The sequence below is a fragment of the Stenotrophomonas indicatrix genome (genome assembly GCF_002750975.1).
Classification (GTDB): Bacteria; Pseudomonadota; Gammaproteobacteria; order Xanthomonadales; family Xanthomonadaceae; genus Stenotrophomonas; species Stenotrophomonas indicatrix.
The window spans coordinates 1,105,291-1,120,792 of record NZ_PEJS01000001.1; the positions used below are offsets into that span (position 1 = coordinate 1,105,291).

12 protein-coding genes and 3 tRNA genes are annotated in these 15,502 nt (G+C 66.7%); 9 read left to right on the forward strand and 6 right to left on the reverse strand.

The genetic code is table 11. The annotated features are described in order from the left end of the window. Positions 1-120: 120 nt before the first annotated feature. Positions 121-609: a bacterioferritin gene (gene bfr / locus CR918_RS05115; protein WP_025877631.1), complete on the forward strand. Its 489-nt coding sequence runs from the start codon at positions 121-123 to the stop codon at positions 607-609. 253 nt (positions 610-862) lie between these two features. Here the strand turns inward: bfr and parC are convergent, their stop codons facing one another. Together parC and CR918_RS05125 are read right to left on the reverse strand one after the other, a co-directional pair. Continuing rightward, on the reverse strand, positions 863-3,106 hold the full coding sequence (gene parC, locus CR918_RS05120) for a DNA topoisomerase IV subunit A (RefSeq protein ID WP_032975808.1): 2,244 nt from the start codon (positions 3,104-3,106) through the stop codon (positions 863-865). A gap of 59 nt (positions 3,107-3,165) precedes the next feature. Then, entirely contained in the window at positions 3,166-4,074 is a 909-nt protein-coding gene (locus tag CR918_RS05125) for a helix-turn-helix domain-containing protein (RefSeq protein ID WP_099842199.1), read from the reverse strand. Between the two features lie 145 nt (positions 4,075-4,219). Here CR918_RS05125 and emrR point away from each other — a divergent pair, with 145 nt between their 5' ends. Genes emrR through emrB form a run of 4 tightly spaced genes read left to right on the forward strand, consistent with a single transcriptional unit; the run spans position 4,220 to position 8,938 of the window. Then, on the forward strand, positions 4,220-4,663 hold the full coding sequence (emrR, locus tag CR918_RS05130; protein ID WP_025877626.1) for a multidrug efflux system transcriptional regulator EmrR: 444 nt from the start codon (positions 4,220-4,222) through the stop codon (positions 4,661-4,663). After that, positions 4,660-6,153, forward strand: a complete 1,494-nt coding sequence (gene emrC / locus CR918_RS05135; protein WP_032975811.1) for a multidrug efflux transporter outer membrane subunit EmrC — start codon at positions 4,660-4,662, stop codon at positions 6,151-6,153. The genes emrR and emrC overlap by 4 nt, the downstream gene beginning before the upstream one ends. 11 nt (positions 6,154-6,164) lie before the next feature. Continuing rightward, positions 6,165-7,343: a multidrug efflux MFS transporter periplasmic adaptor subunit EmrA gene (emrA, locus tag CR918_RS05140; RefSeq protein WP_099783412.1), complete on the forward strand. Its 1,179-nt coding sequence runs from the start codon at positions 6,165-6,167 to the stop codon at positions 7,341-7,343. Positions 7,344-7,351: 8 nt separating this feature from the next. Further along, positions 7,352-8,938, forward strand: coding sequence for a multidrug efflux MFS transporter permease subunit EmrB (gene emrB, locus CR918_RS05145; protein ID WP_025877622.1), 1,587 nt, complete (start codon positions 7,352-7,354; stop codon positions 8,936-8,938). 188 nt (positions 8,939-9,126) lie between these two features. Here the strand turns inward: emrB and CR918_RS05150 are convergent. Together CR918_RS05150 and CR918_RS05155 are read right to left on the reverse strand one after the other, a co-directional pair. Continuing rightward, positions 9,127-9,213, reverse strand: a tRNA-Leu gene (locus CR918_RS05150). Between the two features lie 50 nt (positions 9,214-9,263). Continuing rightward, on the reverse strand, positions 9,264-10,175 hold the full coding sequence (locus tag CR918_RS05155; RefSeq protein ID WP_099842200.1) for a LysR family transcriptional regulator: 912 nt from the start codon (positions 10,173-10,175) through the stop codon (positions 9,264-9,266). Between the two features lie 96 nt (positions 10,176-10,271). Here CR918_RS05155 and CR918_RS05160 point away from each other — a divergent pair, with 96 nt between their 5' ends. Next, positions 10,272-11,018, forward strand: coding sequence for a sulfite exporter TauE/SafE family protein (locus CR918_RS05160; protein WP_099783417.1), 747 nt, complete (start codon positions 10,272-10,274; stop codon positions 11,016-11,018). 60 nt (positions 11,019-11,078) lie between these two features. Here CR918_RS05160 and CR918_RS05165 read toward each other — a convergent pair. After that, positions 11,079-11,165 (reverse strand) — tRNA-Leu (locus CR918_RS05165). Between the two features lie 159 nt (positions 11,166-11,324). After that, a tRNA-Leu gene (locus CR918_RS05170) sits at positions 11,325-11,409 on the reverse strand. Between the two features lie 128 nt (positions 11,410-11,537). Here CR918_RS05170 and rnr point away from each other — a divergent pair. The 3 genes from rnr to rlmB all read left to right on the forward strand — a co-directional run bounded on the left by rnr (position 11,538) and on the right by rlmB (position 15,488). Then, the gene (gene rnr / locus CR918_RS05175; protein ID WP_099783419.1) at positions 11,538-13,997 is read left to right on the forward strand and encodes a ribonuclease R; all 2,460 of its coding nucleotides are present in this window, start codon (positions 11,538-11,540) and stop codon (positions 13,995-13,997) included. Between the two features lie 132 nt (positions 13,998-14,129). Beyond that, a complete protein-coding gene (locus CR918_RS05180) occupies positions 14,130-14,615 on the forward strand; it encodes a GFA family protein (protein ID WP_025875409.1) in 486 nt (161 codons plus the stop codon). A gap of 129 nt (positions 14,616-14,744) precedes the next feature. Continuing rightward, the gene (rlmB, locus tag CR918_RS05185) at positions 14,745-15,488 is read left to right on the forward strand and encodes a 23S rRNA (guanosine(2251)-2'-O)-methyltransferase RlmB (protein ID WP_025875407.1); all 744 of its coding nucleotides are present in this window, start codon (positions 14,745-14,747) and stop codon (positions 15,486-15,488) included. The last annotated feature ends 14 nt before the right edge of the window (positions 15,489-15,502 follow it).

Here is a 15,502-nt window from a genome sequence, read left to right on the forward strand (position 1 = left end):
GTCCTTTCCGAGCAGGTCGGCCGATTGTAGCCGCAGGCGCAACTGCGACTGATTCCGATTAGATCACCGTATTTCCAGATGGGGCACCATGGGCGCCATCGATTCACAGGAGCTCCCCCCATGAAAGGCAACCCGGACGTCATCGCCTGCCTGAAGGAACTGCTGCGCGGCGAACTCGCCGCCCGCGACCAGTACTTCATCCACTCCCGCCGCTACGAGGACCAGGGCCTGTTCGCGCTGTACGAACGCCTGAACCACGAGATGGAGGAAGAGACCCAGCATGCCGACGCGCTGCTGCGCCGGATCCTGTTCCTGGGCGGCGACCCGGACATGCGCCCGCATGCCACCGAGCCCGGCAAGACCGTGGAGGAGATGCTGCGCAAGGACCTGGACACCGAGTACGCGGTGCGCAACAACCTCGCCGCCGGCATGAAGCTGTGCGAGGAGAAGGGCGACTACGTGAGCCGCGACATGCTGCTGGCGCAGTTGAAGGACACCGAGGAAGACCACGCTTGGTGGCTGGAGCAGCAGCTGGGCCTGATCAAGCGCATCGGCCTGGAGCTGTACCAGCTGAGCAAGATCGACGGCAGCGGCGCCCCGGCGCACTGACCCCGATTGCCGTAGCGCCGGGTCATGCCCGGCTCTACCAGGAGCGCAAAGCAACGTCGCCCGCCAGCACCGGAGCACCGCCAGCCAGCCTTCGCCCGCCAGCTGCTCCACCGCCCGCCAGCCGACAAACAAAGAAGCCGGGGAATGCCCCGGCTTCTTTGTGTCTGATGCTCCGATCCCGGTAGCGCCGGGCCATGCCCGGCGGGTTCCCGGTTGCCGGGCAAGGCGTGTCAACCAAGGTTGACACCTACCGTCATTCGACCGACAACCCTTCCACCTTCTGCCAGCCACGCGGCAGCAGATGGCCACGGGTGGCGCGGGCGCCCAGATAGGCGTCGAGCTCGTTGAACTTCAGGCCCATGGTGCGCTGGCCGCTGCGGACCTGCAGGGTCTGGCCGGGGCTGATTGCCACGATGGCGACCACGCGTTCGGTGGCGAGCTTGGCCTTGGGGATCTCGATGATCTTGTTGCCCTTGCCCTTGTCCAGTTCCGGCAGGTCGTTGGCGGCGATCGCCAGCAGGTTGCCCGAACTGGTCACCGCGACGATGCGGTCGGTAGCGACGTTGGCCACCACCGATGGGGTCAGTACCGACGAGCCCGCCGACAGGTTCAGCATCGCCTTGCCGGCCTTGTTGCGACCGATCAGGTTCTCGAAGCGGGTGACGAAACCATAGCCGTGGGTCGAGGCCAGCACGAAGCGCGTATCCGGTTCGGCGCTGGCCAGGGTCACGAAGCTGGTGCCCGCAGCTGGCGAGAAGCGGCCGGTCAGCGGCTCACCGTTGCCGCGTGCCGAGGGCAGGGTATGCACCGGCGTGGAGTAGGCGCGGCCTTCGCTGTCCAGGAACGCGACCTGCTGGGTGCTGCGCGCACGCACTGCACCCTGCAGCGCATCGCCATCGCGGTAGGACAGGGTCGAGGCATCGATGTCGTGGCCCTTGGCGGCGCGGATCCAGCCCTTCTCGGACATCACCACCGTCATCGGCTCGCTCGGCACCAGCTCGGTCTCGTCGATGGCCTGCGCGGCCTGGCGCTGCACCAGCGGCGAGCGGCGCTCGTCGCCGAACTTCTTCGCATCGGCCTGCAGCTCGTCGCGGATCAGCTTCTTCAGTTTGGCCTTGCTGTCGAGGATGCTGAGGATCTTGTCGCGCTCCTTGGCCAGTTCGTCCTGCTCGCCGCGGATCTTCATTTCTTCCAGGCGGGCCAGCTGCTTCAGCTTGGTTTCCAGGATGTACTCGGCCTGGTCTTCGGACAGGCCGAAGCGTGCGATCAGCGCCGCCTTCGGTTCGTCCTCGGTACGGATGATGTGGATCACCTCGTCCAGGTTGAGGAACGCCACCAGCAGGCCTTCCAACAGGTGCAGGCGACGCTCGACCTTCTGCAGGCGGTGCTGCAGGCGGCGGGTGACGGTGCTGCTGCGGAATGCCAGCCATTCGCTGAGCAGCGTCTTCAGGTTCTTCACCTGCGGACGGCCGTCCAGCCCGATCACGTTGAGGTTGACGCGGTAGCTGCGCTCCATGTCGGTGGTGGCGAACAGGTGCCCCATCAACTGCTCGGCGTCGACGCGGTTCGAGCGCGGCACCAGTACCACGCGCACCGGGTTGGCATGGTCGGACTCATCGCGGATGTCTTCCAGCCACGGCAGCTTCTTGGCGCGCATCTGCGCGGCGATCTGCTCGATCACCTTCGACGGCGACACCTGGAACGGCAACGCGGTGACCACCACGTTGTGCGCTTCCTTGATGTAGGTGGCACGCGCACGCACGCTGCCGTTGCCGGTCTCGTACATGTTCCGCAGATCGTTGGCCGGGGTGATGATCTCGGCGTTGGACGGATAATCCGGACCCTTCACGTGCTCGCACAGGTCGCGCACGCTGGCATCCGGATCGTCCAGCAGGTGCAGCAGCGCGCTGACGATCTCGTTGAGGTTGTGCGGCGGCACATCGGTGGCCATGCCCACGGCGATGCCGGTGGTGCCGTTCAGCAGCAGATGCGGCAGGCGTGCCGGCATCCAGGTCGGTTCCTGCAGGGTGCCGTCGAAGTTCGGTGCCCAGTCGGTGGTGCCCTGGCCCAGTTCGCCCAGCAGTACTTCGGCGATCGGGGTCAGCTTAGATTCGGTGTAACGCATCGCCGCGAACGACTTCGGATCGTCGCTGGAACCGAAGTTGCCCTGGCCTTCGATCAGCGGATAACGGTACGAGAACGGCTGTGCCATCAGCACCAGCGCTTCGTAGCACGCGCTGTCGCCATGCGGGTGGTATTTACCGATGACGTCACCGACGGTGCGTGCGGACTTCTTCGGCTTGGACGCGGCATTCAGGCCCAGCTCGCTCATCGAATAGATGATGCGGCGCTGCACGGGCTTCAGGCCGTCGCCGATGAACGGCAGGGCGCGATCCAGGACCACGTACATCGAGTAGTCGAGGTAGGCGCGTTCGGCGTACTCGCGCAGCGGCAGTTGTTCGAAACCGTGGAACACGGGGCGGGCAAGATCGGTCATGCGGCGTTGTTACCTATGTCGGGAGGCGGTGACGGCGGTCGCCGCTCTCAATCCAGTGATTATCCGGATGCGGCGGGGGATGCCAAGCCGCGTGCAGGGTCAAGGCCCGGTTCCAGGCCGTGGCCGGCCCGTGCCAGGTAGCGTCCGGGCGGTAGCCCGAAGTGTCGCCGGAACACGGTGACGAAGGCGCTGGCGCTGCTGAAGCCCAGTGAGTGGGCGATGTCAGCCACGCTGCGACCCTCGCTGAGCTGCCGCAGCGCCTCGGCCAGCCGCGCCTGCTGGCGCCATTGCGCGAAGCTGAGGGTGGTCTCGTCGCGGAAATGGCGGGTCAGGCTGCGCGGCGACAGGCCGGCCCAATGCGCCCACTGCGCCAGGCCGCGCTCGTCGGCCGGGTCGGCCAGCAGCTGCGAGGCGATCTTCAGCAGGCGCCGGTCGCGCGGCATCGGCAGGTGCATGCGCTGGCGCGGCGCGGTGCGTATCTCGTCCAGCAGCACGTTGATGATGTGCTGCCGTTCGCTGGTGCTTTCGTAGTCCTGCGGCCAGTCACAGATGCGTTCGGCCACTGCCTGCGCCAACCGCGAGATGCCCAGCACGCATGGGTCGGCGGGCAGTTCGGCGCACAGCGGTGCGGCCAGCACCATGCCCCAGCCGCGCAGGGGGCCATCGATGTGGACCGTATGCGGCTCGGCCGGCGGCATCCAGCCCGCCGAGCCTGGCGCCAGCGACCAGGTGCCATGCGAGGTGCGGGTGGTCAGCAGGCCGCGTTCGACGCAGATCAGCTGCGCGCGGACGTGGTGATGCCAGTCCACTTCGCGGGCCAGCCCCTGCGGGCTGTCGAAGCGGAAGGCGATGACCGGCGGGCCGTCATTGCGCTCGAACCAGTCCAGTGCTTCTTCGCGCAGCAGGGTGGCAGGGCCGGGTTCTCCCGCCTTCACGTGGGCCGGGGGTGGCTTGAATGTGACATTCATTGGCTGGATTGTACTACCGGGCCAGTTGGGGGCGCCATTAAGGTGGCGCCTTCACCTGATCCAGCCCACTGCTGCAACACAGCATTTGATGCCAGATCGAATATTTCCATTGAGAAATATTTTTTTTGGAAGAGAATGCTCCCCCATGATCTGTCCTGCAACCACTCCCCCCAGCTTCGGCCTGCTGCTGCGCCAGGTGCGCGACGGCCTGGTCCGCCAGCTCGACGCGTCCATGGCCGAAGAAGACCTCGGCATCGGCTTCACCCACTACATCGGGCTGAAGGTGCTCTCGAACATGGCGCCATGCACGGCCAACGAGCTGGCCCAGGCCATCGACCAGGTGCCCAGCGCGGTCACCCGCCTGCTGGACAAGCTGGAAGCGCTCGGTTGCGTGCGCCGTGAGCCGCATGCGCAGGACCGGCGTGCACTGCAGATCGTATTGACCGATGAAGGCCGCGCGCTGTGGGCGCGGTTGAAGCTGCGCGGCGACGCGGTGATGGATTACGCCCTGCGCGATCTGTCCGCCGACGAACGCACGCAGCTGCTGTCCCTCCTGACCCGAATCCGCGATTCCCTGACAACCCCATGAACCCGATCCCGCATCCCACTCTCCGCCGCTCCGGGCGCGCGCTGCTGGTTTCAGCGCTGGCCCTGGCCTTGGCCGCCTGCGCAAGCAGCCGTGGCCTTGACCCGCAGGGCCACGTGCTCGACGTGGACAGCCTGCACAGCGAACGTACCCTGGCCGACAGCGACCTGAGCGCCGCCGGCTTTCCTGCCCAGGACTGGTGGAAGGCACTGGGCGATGCGCAACTGGATGCGCTGATCGCCGAAGGCCTGGCCGGCCATCCGAGCCTGGACGCCGCCGACGCGCGCCTGCGCCAGGCACAGTCGCAGGTCGGCACCGCGCGCGCCGATCGCCTGCCCAGCCTCTCCGTGTCCGGTGGCTACACCGGCCTGCGCCTGCCCGAATCGATGGCTGGCGATGAAATCGGCGGCCACTACGCCGGCAGCAGCCAGATCGCGTTCGACTTCAGCTACGGCATCGACCTGTGGGGCGGCAAGCGCGCCGCCTGGGAGGCTGCCGTGGATGGCGCCCACGCCGCGACTGTCGAAGCCCAGGCCGCGCGCCTGAACCTGTCCACCGGCATCGCCCAGGCCTATACCGACCTGGCCTACGCCTGGCAGCTCAACGACGTGGCCGAAGAAGAACTGGCGCGCTCGCAGAAGTCGCTGCAGCTGACCCGGCAGCGTCGTAGTGCCGGCATCGACAGCGATCTGCAGGTGCGCCAGGCCGAAGCCCGCGTGCCGGCCGCACAGCAGCAGTTGCTGGCGGCGCAGCAGCGCATCGATGCCGGGCGCACGGCGCTGGCCGCGCTGGTCGGCAAGGGCCCGGACCGCGGCCTGTCGATCGAACGCCCGCGGGCGATGAACCCGCTGGCCCTGCAGCTGCCGGGCGTGGTGCCCAGTGAACTGCTCGGCCGTCGCCCCGACATCGTCGCCGCGCGCTGGCGGGTGGAAGCGGCCGACAAGCAGATCAAGGTCGCCAAGACCCGGTTCTACCCGAGCCTCAACCTGACCGCGCTGGCCGGCGTGGTCGCACCGAATGTCGGCGACCTGCTGCAGAGCAGTTCCAGTTTCGCCTACATCGGCCCGGCGCTGAGCCTGCCGATCTTCGAAGGCGGCAAGCTGCGGGCCAACCTGGCCAACACCGATGCGCAGTACGACCTGGCCGTGGCGAACTACAACCAGGCGGTGCTCGATGCACTGCGCGACGTGGCCGACCAGGTCAACGCGGTGCGCTCACTGGCGCAGCAGGCGCAGTCGCAGCAGCAGGCGGTGGATACCGCACGCGCTGCGTTCGACCTGGCCCAGCAGCGCTATCGCGCTGGCATCGGCAGCTACCTGGACGTGTTGACCGCGCAGTCCACCCTGCTGCAGTCGCAGCAGCAGCTGGCCGGCCTGCAGTCGCAGCAGCTGCAGACCTCGGTGCGCCTGAGCAAGGCGCTCGGCGGTGGTTTCCAGCCCAGTGACGCTGATGCCGCACCGCTTGCTTCCCATTCCGATTCCTCGCATTCCTGAAGACGCCTGCCATGAGCCAGACCCAAGACACTGCGGCCCCCGCCGCCCCCAACCGCCGCGGCAAGCTGTTGCGCGGCCTGTTCGTGATCGTCGTGCTGCTGCTGGCGGCACTGGCGCTGTGGTACTTCATGTTCGGCCGTTGGTTCGAAGAGACCGACGATGCCTACGTGCAGGGCAACCAGGTGCAGATCACCCCGCTGGTGGCCGGTACCGTGGTCGCCATCAACGCCGATGACGGCATGCGCGTGGAGCGCGGCCAGCTGCTGGTGCAGCTGGACCCGGCCGATACCTCGGTGGCCCTGCAGCAGGCCGAAGCCAACCTGGCCAAGACCGTGCGCCAGACCCGCGGCCTGTACCGCAGCGTCGAAGGTGCGCAGGCAGACTTGAACGCACGCCAGGTGACCCTGAAGCGCGTGCGCGACGACTTTGCACGCCGCAAGGACCTGGCCGCCACCGGCGCCATCTCCAACGAAGAACTGGCCCACGCCCGCGACGAGCTGGCAGCTGCCGAAGCGGCCGTGGCCGGTTCGCGCGAGACCGTCGAGCGCAACCGCGCACTGGTCGATGACACCGTGATCGCCACCCAGCCGGATGTGCAGGCTGCCGCGGCGCAGCTGCGCCAGGCCTTCCTCAACAATGCACGTTCGGGCATCGTCGCGCCGGTCACCGGCTATGTCGCCCGTCGTTCGGTGCAGGTCGGCCAGCGCGTGCAGCCGGGCAATGCGCTGATGGCGGTGGTGCCGACCGAGCAGATGTGGGTCGAAGCCAACTTCAAGGAAACCCAGCTGCGGCACATGCGCCTGGGCCAGGAAGTGGAGCTGAAGTCGGACCTGTATGCCGGCGACGTCAAGTACAAGGGCCGCATCGACAGCCTGGGCCTGGGCACCGGCTCGGCGTTCTCGCTGCTGCCGGCGCAGAACGCCAGCGGCAACTGGATCAAGATCGTGCAGCGCGTGCCGGTGCGCATCGCCATCGATGCCAAGCAGCTGGCCGAACACCCGCTGCGCATCGGCCTGTCGATGAAGGCCGAGGTGAGCCTGCGCGACCAGAAGGGCGAAGTGCTGCCGAGCGCAGCCGCCAAGGGCACGGTGTTCGACACCGACGTGTACGCCAAGCAGCTGCACGATGCCGATGAGGTGATCCACACGATCATCCAGGGCAACCTGCCGCAGCAGTCCAAGGCGAGCTGAGGTCGGCCATGTCCGCACAAGCTCCAGCTGCGCCCGGCTCTCCGGGCGCACCGGCGGCGCCGGGTGCGGCCGCTGGATTCCTGCCACCCAGTGTGGCCCTGTGCACCGTGGGCCTGGCGATGGCCTCGTTCATGCAGGTGCTCGACACCACCATCGCCAACGTCTCGCTGCCGACCATCGCCGGTAATCTTGGCGCCAGTTCGCAGCAGGCGACGTGGGTCATCACCTCGTTCGCGGTCAGCACCGCGATCGCGCTGCCGCTGACCGGCTGGCTCAGCCGTCGCTTCGGCGAGCGCAAGCTGTTCGTGTGGGCCACGCTGGCCTTCGTGATCACCTCGCTGCTGTGCGGCCTGGCCCAGAGCATGGGCATGCTGGTGCTGTCGCGTGCGCTGCAGGGCTTCGTCGCCGGCCCGATGTACCCGATCACCCAGTCGCTGCTGGTCTCGATCTATCCACGGGAGAAACGCGGGCAGGCGCTGGCGCTGCTGGCGATGATCACCGTGGTGGCGCCGATCTGCGGGCCGATCCTCGGTGGCTGGATCACCGACAACTACAGCTGGGAATGGATCTTCCTGATCAACGTGCCGCTGGGCATCTTCGCTGCGCTGGTGGTGGGCAACCAGTTGAAGGGTCGCCCCGAGCACGTCGAGAAGCCGAAGATGGACTACGTCGGCCTGGTCACCCTGGTGATCGGCGTGGGCGCATTGCAGCTGGTACTCGACCTGGGCAACGACGAAGACTGGTTCTCGTCGATGAAGATCGTGGTACTGGCCTGCGTGGCCGTGGTGGCGCTGACCGTGTTCCTGATCTGGGAGCTGACCGACAAGGACCCGATCGTCGACCTGAAGCTGTTCCGGCACCGCAACTTCCGTGCCGGTACGCTGGCGATGGTGGTGGCCTACGCGGCGTTCTTCAGCGTGGCCCTGCTGATTCCGCAGTGGCTGCAGCGCGACATGGGCTACACCGCGATCTGGGCCGGTCTGGCAACAGCCCCGATCGGTGTACTGCCGGTGATCATGACCCCGTTCGTGGGCAAGTACGCATCGCGTTTCGACATGCGCATGCTGGCCACCATCGCGTTCGTGGTGCTGTCGATGACCAGCTTCCTGCGCTCGGGTTTCAACCTGCAGGTGGACTTCCACCATGTGGCCGGCGTGCAGTTGATCATGGGCATCGGCGTTGCACTGTTCTTCATGCCGGTGCTGCAGATCCTGCTGTCGGACCTGGATGGTCGTGAGATCGCGGCCGGTTCGGGCCTGGCCACGTTCCTGCGTACGCTGGGCGGCAGCTTCGCGGCGTCGCTGACCACCTGGCTGTGGGCACGTCGCACGCAGGTGCATCACGCGGACCTGACCGAGCACATCTCGGCCTATCAGCCGGGCATGCAGGACCAGGTGGCGGCGATGGGGCAGGGCGACCTGCAACATGGCGCGGCGGTGCTGAACAACATGATCAACCACCAGGCATCGCAGATGGGCTTCAACGACATCTTCTTCCTGCTGGGCTGGATCTTCCTGGCGATCATCTCGTTCCTGTGGCTGGCCAAGCCGCCCTTCGGTGCGGGCGCGGGTGCTGCCGCCGGTGGCGGGCACTGATCGATCGCTGTTGCTGAAAAACAAAACCCCGCCGGAAGGCGGGGTTTTTGTTTGCAGTGCATCCACGCATGCATGCGAATTCCAGTAGATCCACGCCATGCGTGGATGCACTGCCGCGCAGGCGATCGCGTTTCGAATGCCGGACATGAAAAAACCCGCTTGCGCGGGTTTGATCATTGTCTGAGTCATGGTGCCCAGGAGAGGACTCGAACCTCCACGAAGTTGCCCCCGCTAGCACCTGAAGCTAGTGCGTCTACCAATTCCGCCACCTGGGCGACTCAGGAGGAGAATTTTGCAGGAAGGCTGGATATGTGTCAACACCATTTCACACATTTTTTTCTGCACCGGCTTCCGCGTGCACATCCAGATGCAGCAGCAGGCTGCGCATCGGTGGCGAGAGCGATTTCCAGTCGGCGAACGCGGCGCACAGCCGGCGTTGTGCCCACGCGTTGCCGAGTGCAACGGCGACGATGCCGGTGGCCCGTCGATGCTGCCGCGCGATCGTGCGCGGCGCGATGCCCACGCCGATGCCATGGCCCACCATCGTGCACAGGCCTTCAAAAGTTTTCATGCGGATGCGCACGTCGAGCGTGCGTCCGGCCTCTGCCGCCAGTTCTTCGATATAGGTCTGCAGCGCATTGCCGTCGGCCAGGGCAACGAAGGTCTCGCCCAGCACATCGCTGAAGCCGAGCGAGCGCCGCGCGGCGAAGCGGTGGCCGGCCGGCAGCAGCATCATCAGCGGGTCTTCGGCAACGACATGGCGGTGCAGTCCATCGGCGGGAACGGCATCACTGATGATGCCGGCCTCTGCCTGGCCGGCACGGATCGCGCGCACGACTTCATTGCTGGTGCGTTCGTGCAGTTCGACGCGCAGGCGAGGGCGCTCTGCCAGCCATGGGGCCAGCCGCGCGGGCAGGTAGTTGGTCAATGCCGCGGTGTTGGCGTACAGGTGCAGCGTGCCGCGCGCACCGTGGGCGAACGCCTGCAGTTCGCCGCGCAGCTGCGCCTGCTGCTGCAGGATCAATCGCGCGTGATGGGCCAGTGCGGCACCCGCTTCGGTGAGGCTGATGCCGCGCGGGTGACGGGTCAGCAGCGCGGTGCCGGCGTCGGTTTCGATGGCGCGCAGGCGTTCGCTGGCCGATCCCAGTGCCAGATTCGCCTCTGCAGCGCCGGCGGTGATGCTGCCGGCTTCGGCCACCGCCAGGAACAGGCGCAGATCGGCAATGTCCAGACGCATGTCGTTTGCTCCGCTCGGCCCTGCCTTCGGCTGGTCCGAAGGCGCAGGCGGGAAGACCGCATTGTGCGCTGAAGTGCCGCCGGCTCCAATGAAGGCATGAACGAGACGATGTACTTCTATGGGTTGCTGGTGGTGGTGTTCCTGCTGGCCGGCGTGGTCAAGGGCGTGACCGGCATGGGCCTGCCGACCGTGGCGATGGGGCTGCTGGGCGGCGCGCTGTCGCCGGTGGCGGCGGCCTCGATGCTGTTCATTCCCACCTTCGTCACCAATGCCTGGCAGTTGCTGTCCGGGCCATCACTGGGCCGCACCCTGCGGCGGCTGTGGCCGATGATGCTGGCCGTGGTGGTGGTGACGCTGGGCTCGGCCGCGCTGCTGGTACGGGTGGATCGTGATGCCTCGCGCGCCGCGTTGGGCGTGGCGCTGGTCGTGTATGCGCTGTACGCACTGGTGGCGCCGGTGTTCCGCGTACCGCAGCGGCGCGAGCGCTGGCTGGGGCCGCTGGTCGGGGCGGTGTCCGGCGTGGTCACCGGCGCCACCGGCGTGTTCGTCATGCCGGCGGTGCCCTACCTGCAGTCGCTGGGCTTGCAGCGCGAGGAGCTGGTGCAGGCGCTGGGCCTGGCGTTCACCGTATCGACGATCTCGCTGACCACCGGCCTAGTGCTCAACGGGGCGTTTGGCGTGCAGCAGCTGGGGTTGAGCGCGCTGGCGGTACTGCCGGCGCTGCTGGGCATGTGGCTGGGGCAGGTGATCCGCCAGCGCATCAGTGCGCGCGTGTTCCGTGCCTGCTTCCTCGGCTTCCTGCTGTTGCTGGGCCTGGAGCTGATGCTGCGTTCGTGGTGGTGATGCCGACCGGACGCCAGACAAGAAAAAACCCGCTTTCGCGGGTGTTTTTCATTCTCGACATGGTGCCCAGGAGAGGACTCGAACCTCCACGAAGTTGCCCCCGCTAGCACCTGAAGCTAGTGCGTCTACCAATTCCGCCACCTGGGCGTCGAGGAGGAGAATTATGGGGTGCCGTGACGGAGGTGTCAACACCCTTCTGAAATTCCTGCGTCCAACGCGCTCAGTAGATCCACGCCATGCGTGGATGGATGCGGCAGCCGGATTACAGGCAAAAAAAATCCCCGCCGAAGCGAGGAGTTTTTTCGTTGGTGCCCAGAAGAGGACTCGAACCTCCACGGTTTTACCCGCTAGTACCTGAAACTAGTGCGTCTACCAATTCCGCCATCTGGGCGTTCCAGAGGCGCAATTGTGAAGATGAACACGCAGGCTGTCAACGATTTTGTGAACGTTTTTCACCCGATTGTTCAAAGACGGGTGCTGACCCGTTCTGCACGCCCACAGCGGCTACCATGGAGGGCGATGACTACCAAAAAACCAAGTAAGGGCGGGAGCAAGTCCCGCAGTGAAGCCCCCAACAAGGGCACCAAGCAGGGCACTGCCCGCAACAACAAGCCGGGCAAGCCGTTGCCGGGCTGGCTCCCCGCACTGGCCGAAGGCGGTGCACCGCCTCCGGGGCGTGGCCGCCGCAACGCCGAGCCGCCGGGCCCGGCAACGGGTCGCAAGCTGCCACCGGCGGGCAAGGTGATCGATGATCCCTACGCCTCCCGAGAAGCGGAAAAGTACGAACAACCCATTGCCAGCCGCGAGGCCATCCTGGCCCTGCTGGAACGCTGCGAAGGGCCGCAGACGGCTGAGGAACTCGGCGCGCGCCTGGGCCTGACCGCACCGGACCGTGCCGAAGCGCTTTCGCGCCGTCTTGGCGCCATGGTCCGCGACGGCCAACTGGTGCAGAACCGCCGCGGCGGCTTCGCGCCCATCCAGACGTTGAACCTGGTCACCGGCGTGGTGATCGCCAATCCGGAAGGGTTCGGCTTCCTGCGCCCGGTCGAGGGCGGTGACGATCTGTTCCTGCCGCCCTATGAAATGCGCAAGGTGATGCACGGCGACAAGGTGCTGGCACGTGTCACCGGCATTGACCACCGCGGCCGTCGCGAAGGCAGCATCGCCCGCGTTCTCGAGCGCGGCATGACGCGCCTGATCGGCCGCTTCAGCGTCGAGATGGGCATCAACTACGTGGTGCCCGATGACAAGCGCATCCAGCGCAACGTGCAGGTACCGCCGGACCAGACCGGCGGCGCGAACGATGGCCAGCTGGTCGTCTGCGAACTGACCCAGGCACCGGACAGCCGCCGTCCGCCGATCGGTCGCATCATCGCCGTGCTCGGCGACAAGCTGACTGCCTCGCTGGTGGTGGAAACCGCGATCCACGGCCACGAGCTGCCGTTCGAGTTCCCGCAGGAGGTGCTGGACGAAGCTGCCTCGGTACCGCTGGTGGTCGAGCCGGCGATGATCGGCGACCGCGTCGACCTGCGCAGCACGCCGCTGGTGACCATCGATGGCGAGGACGCCAAGGACTTCGACGACGCGGTGTACTGCGAGCCCAACGCCGATGGCTTCCGCCTGGTGGTGGCCATTGCCGATGTCTCCAACTATGTCCGTCCCGGCACGCCGCTGGACGATGAAGCACAGAAGCGCGCCACCTCGGTGTACTTCCCGGGCTTCGTGGTGCCGATGCTGCCGGAAACGCTGTCCAACGGCATCTGCTCGCTGATGCCGAAGGTCGACCGCATGTGCTTCGTCTGCGACATGCAGATCGACCGCGAGGGCCAGGTAACCGGCTCGCGCTTCTACGAAGCGGTGATGAATTCGCATGCGCGCCTGACCTACACCCAGGTGTGGCAGGCGGTGGGCGAGGACGATGCTGGTGCCAAGGCCTTCATCGGTGACCTGTTGCCGCAGGTGCAGCGACTGCACCAGCTGTACAAGGTGCTGTCCAAGGCGCGCAGCAAGCGTGGCGCGATCGAGTTTGAAAGCAGTGAAGTCCGCTTCGTACTCGACAACCGCGGTGAAGTCACCCAGGCCGGCATGCTGGTGCGCAACGATGCGCACAAGCTGATCGAGGAATGCATGATCGCGGCCAACGTGGAGGCGGCCAAGTACCTGCTGTCGCGCCACGTGCCCGCGCCTTACCGCGTGCACGAGAAGCCACCGGAGACCAAGTACGCCGATCTGCTGGAATTCCTCAAGGAGTTCAAGCTGAGCCTGCCGCCGTGGTCGAAGGTGCGCCCGGGTGATTACACCAAGCTGCTGAAGAAAATCCGCGACCGTCCCGATGCCACGCTGCTGGAATCGGTGCTGCTGCGCAGCCAGAGCCTGGCCGTGTACAGCCCGGACAACAACGGCCATTTCGGCCTGGCGCTGGAGGCGTACGCGCACTTCACCTCGCCGATCCGTCGTTACCCGGATCTGCTGGTGCACCGGGCGATCAAGCATGCGCTGTCGGGCAAGCCGCTGGACAAGTTCACCTACACCGCCCGCGAGATGGCAGCACTGGCACTGCAGTGTTCCGAGCGTGAGCGTCGCGCCGATGAGGCCGAACGCGAAGTGGATGAGCGTTACCGCGCGGCGTGGATGGAAAAACACGTCGGTGGCCAGTTCGACGGCGTGATCAGCGGCGTGACCAGCTTCGGCCTGTTCGTGGAGTTGGCCGACTCGAAGGTTCAGGGCCTGGTGCACGTGACCCAGTTGCCGCAGGACTATTACAAGTTCGACGCGACCCGCAAGACGCTGACCGGCGAGCGCCGCGGCAGCAGTTACCGGCTGGGTGACCAGGTGCGCATCCTGGTGCTGAAGGCCAGCATGGAAGAGCGCAAGATCGACTTCCGCCTGGTCGAGCACAAGGGCGAGGAAGAGGAAGCAGGCCCGGCCCCGCTGCCCGAGCGCGGCAAGCCAGCCAAGCGCGCGAAGAAGAAGTACTGAAAGGTGTGCCGACCAACGGTCGGCACCTGCCACGCCGGCGCCGACCATCCCGGTAGGCGCCGGTCCCGGGCGGCACGTCCCCATCGGTAGGTGTCGACCTTGGTCGACACGAGGTTCCGGAGGAAAGCAGCAATGCAGGGCCAACCCGAATACAGCGGCGGCTGCCAGTGCGGCGCGATCCGCTTCCAGGCGCGGGGCGAGCTGACCGACAGCTCGATCTGCCACTGCCGGATGTGCCAGAAGGCCTTCGGCGCCTACTACGCGCCACTGGTGTCGGTGCGCGGTGTGCAGTTCAGCTGGACCCGTGGCCAGCCGCGCTATTTCCAGTCGTCCAACGTAGTGCGGCGCGGCTTCTGCGCCGACTGTGGCACGCCATTGACCTATGAAGCCCCCGATGGCGTGGCGGTGGCCGCCGGTGCGTTCGACCAGCCTGAACGACTGCCGCCGACCCTTCAGTACGGCGTCGAGCGCAAGCTGCCCTTCGTCGATGGGCTGGGCCGGCTGCCGGCACGCCGTACGGAACAGGACATGGCCGCGCTGGAATTCCTGGCCACGGTCGTTTCCCACCAGCATCCCGACCACGACACCCCGCACTGGCCGCCGCGCACGCGCGGGTAGCGCCGGGCCTGGCCCGGCGGGGGCGACGGACAACGGTTGCCGGGCATGGCCCGGCGCTACCGGCCAGCCGCCGCAGCGCCGCGTCCGCCGATGCTCTACCATAGCCACCCCCTTTCCGGTCCTGCCCGCATGAGCAAGAACAGCCAGTGGATCGTCGGCGTCAACGCCGTCGCCTCCTCCATTGAGAACGACGCCGAGAACGTCCGCGAAGTGCTGGTCGAGGCCGGTGCGAAGAACCCGCGCCTGGTCGAAATCGAGGAAAACGCCCGCCGCAAGGGCATCGACGTGCGCAAGGTCAACAGCCAGGCGCTGGACGGCGTGGGCGGTTCGGTGCGCCACCAGGGCGTGGCCGCACGCTATGCCGCCGCCCGCACCTACAACGAGAACGAGCTGGAAGGCCTGGTCACGGCTGCGGAAGGCAAGGCCCTGCTGCTGGTGCTGGACGAGGTGCAGGACCCGCACAATCTCGGCGCCTGCCTGCGCTCGGCCGCCGCTGCCGGCGCCACCGCCGTGATCATTCCCAAGGACAAGTCGGCCACGGTCAACGCCACGGTGCGCAAGACCTCGGCCGGCGCTGCCGACCTTATTCCGGTGGTGGCGGTGACCAACCTGTCGCGCTGCCTGAAGGACCTGCAGAAGCAGGGCGTGTGGATCTACGGCCTGGCCGGTGAGGCGACTGCGTCGCTGTACCAGCTGGACCTGAAGGGCAACATCGCCCTGGTGCTGGGCGGCGAAGCCGACGGCCTGCGCCGCCTGACCCGCGAAAACTGCGATGGCCTGGTCAAGATTCCGATGCCGGGCGAGATCGAGAGCCTGAACGTCTCGGTTGCTGCCGGTGTCAGCCTGTTCGAGGCCGTGCGCCAGCGCGGTTGATCGGCAGCTGCGGA

Excerpts from the sequence above, each read along its gene's own strand:
- bfr (WP_025877631.1), top strand. The coding sequence starts at position 121 with ATGAAAGGCAACCCGGACGTCATCGCCTGCCTGAAGGAACTGCTGCGC.
- parC (WP_032975808.1), bottom strand. The coding sequence starts at position 3,106 with ATGACCGATCTTGCCCGCCCCGTGTTCCACGGTTTCGAACAACTGCCG.
- CR918_RS05125 (WP_099842199.1), bottom strand. The coding sequence starts at position 4,074 with ATGAATGTCACATTCAAGCCACCCCCGGCCCACGTGAAGGCGGGAGAA.
- emrR (WP_025877626.1), top strand. The coding sequence starts at position 4,220 with ATGATCTGTCCTGCAACCACTCCCCCCAGCTTCGGCCTGCTGCTGCGC.
- emrC (WP_032975811.1), top strand. The coding sequence starts at position 4,660 with ATGAACCCGATCCCGCATCCCACTCTCCGCCGCTCCGGGCGCGCGCTG.
- emrA (WP_099783412.1), top strand. The coding sequence starts at position 6,165 with ATGAGCCAGACCCAAGACACTGCGGCCCCCGCCGCCCCCAACCGCCGC.
- emrB (WP_025877622.1), top strand. The coding sequence starts at position 7,352 with ATGTCCGCACAAGCTCCAGCTGCGCCCGGCTCTCCGGGCGCACCGGCG.
- CR918_RS05155 (WP_099842200.1), bottom strand. The coding sequence starts at position 10,175 with ATGCGTCTGGACATTGCCGATCTGCGCCTGTTCCTGGCGGTGGCCGAA.
- CR918_RS05160 (WP_099783417.1), top strand. The coding sequence starts at position 10,272 with ATGAACGAGACGATGTACTTCTATGGGTTGCTGGTGGTGGTGTTCCTG.
- rnr (WP_099783419.1), top strand. The coding sequence starts at position 11,538 with ATGACTACCAAAAAACCAAGTAAGGGCGGGAGCAAGTCCCGCAGTGAA.
- CR918_RS05180 (WP_025875409.1), top strand. The coding sequence starts at position 14,130 with ATGCAGGGCCAACCCGAATACAGCGGCGGCTGCCAGTGCGGCGCGATC.
- rlmB (WP_025875407.1), top strand. The coding sequence starts at position 14,745 with ATGAGCAAGAACAGCCAGTGGATCGTCGGCGTCAACGCCGTCGCCTCC.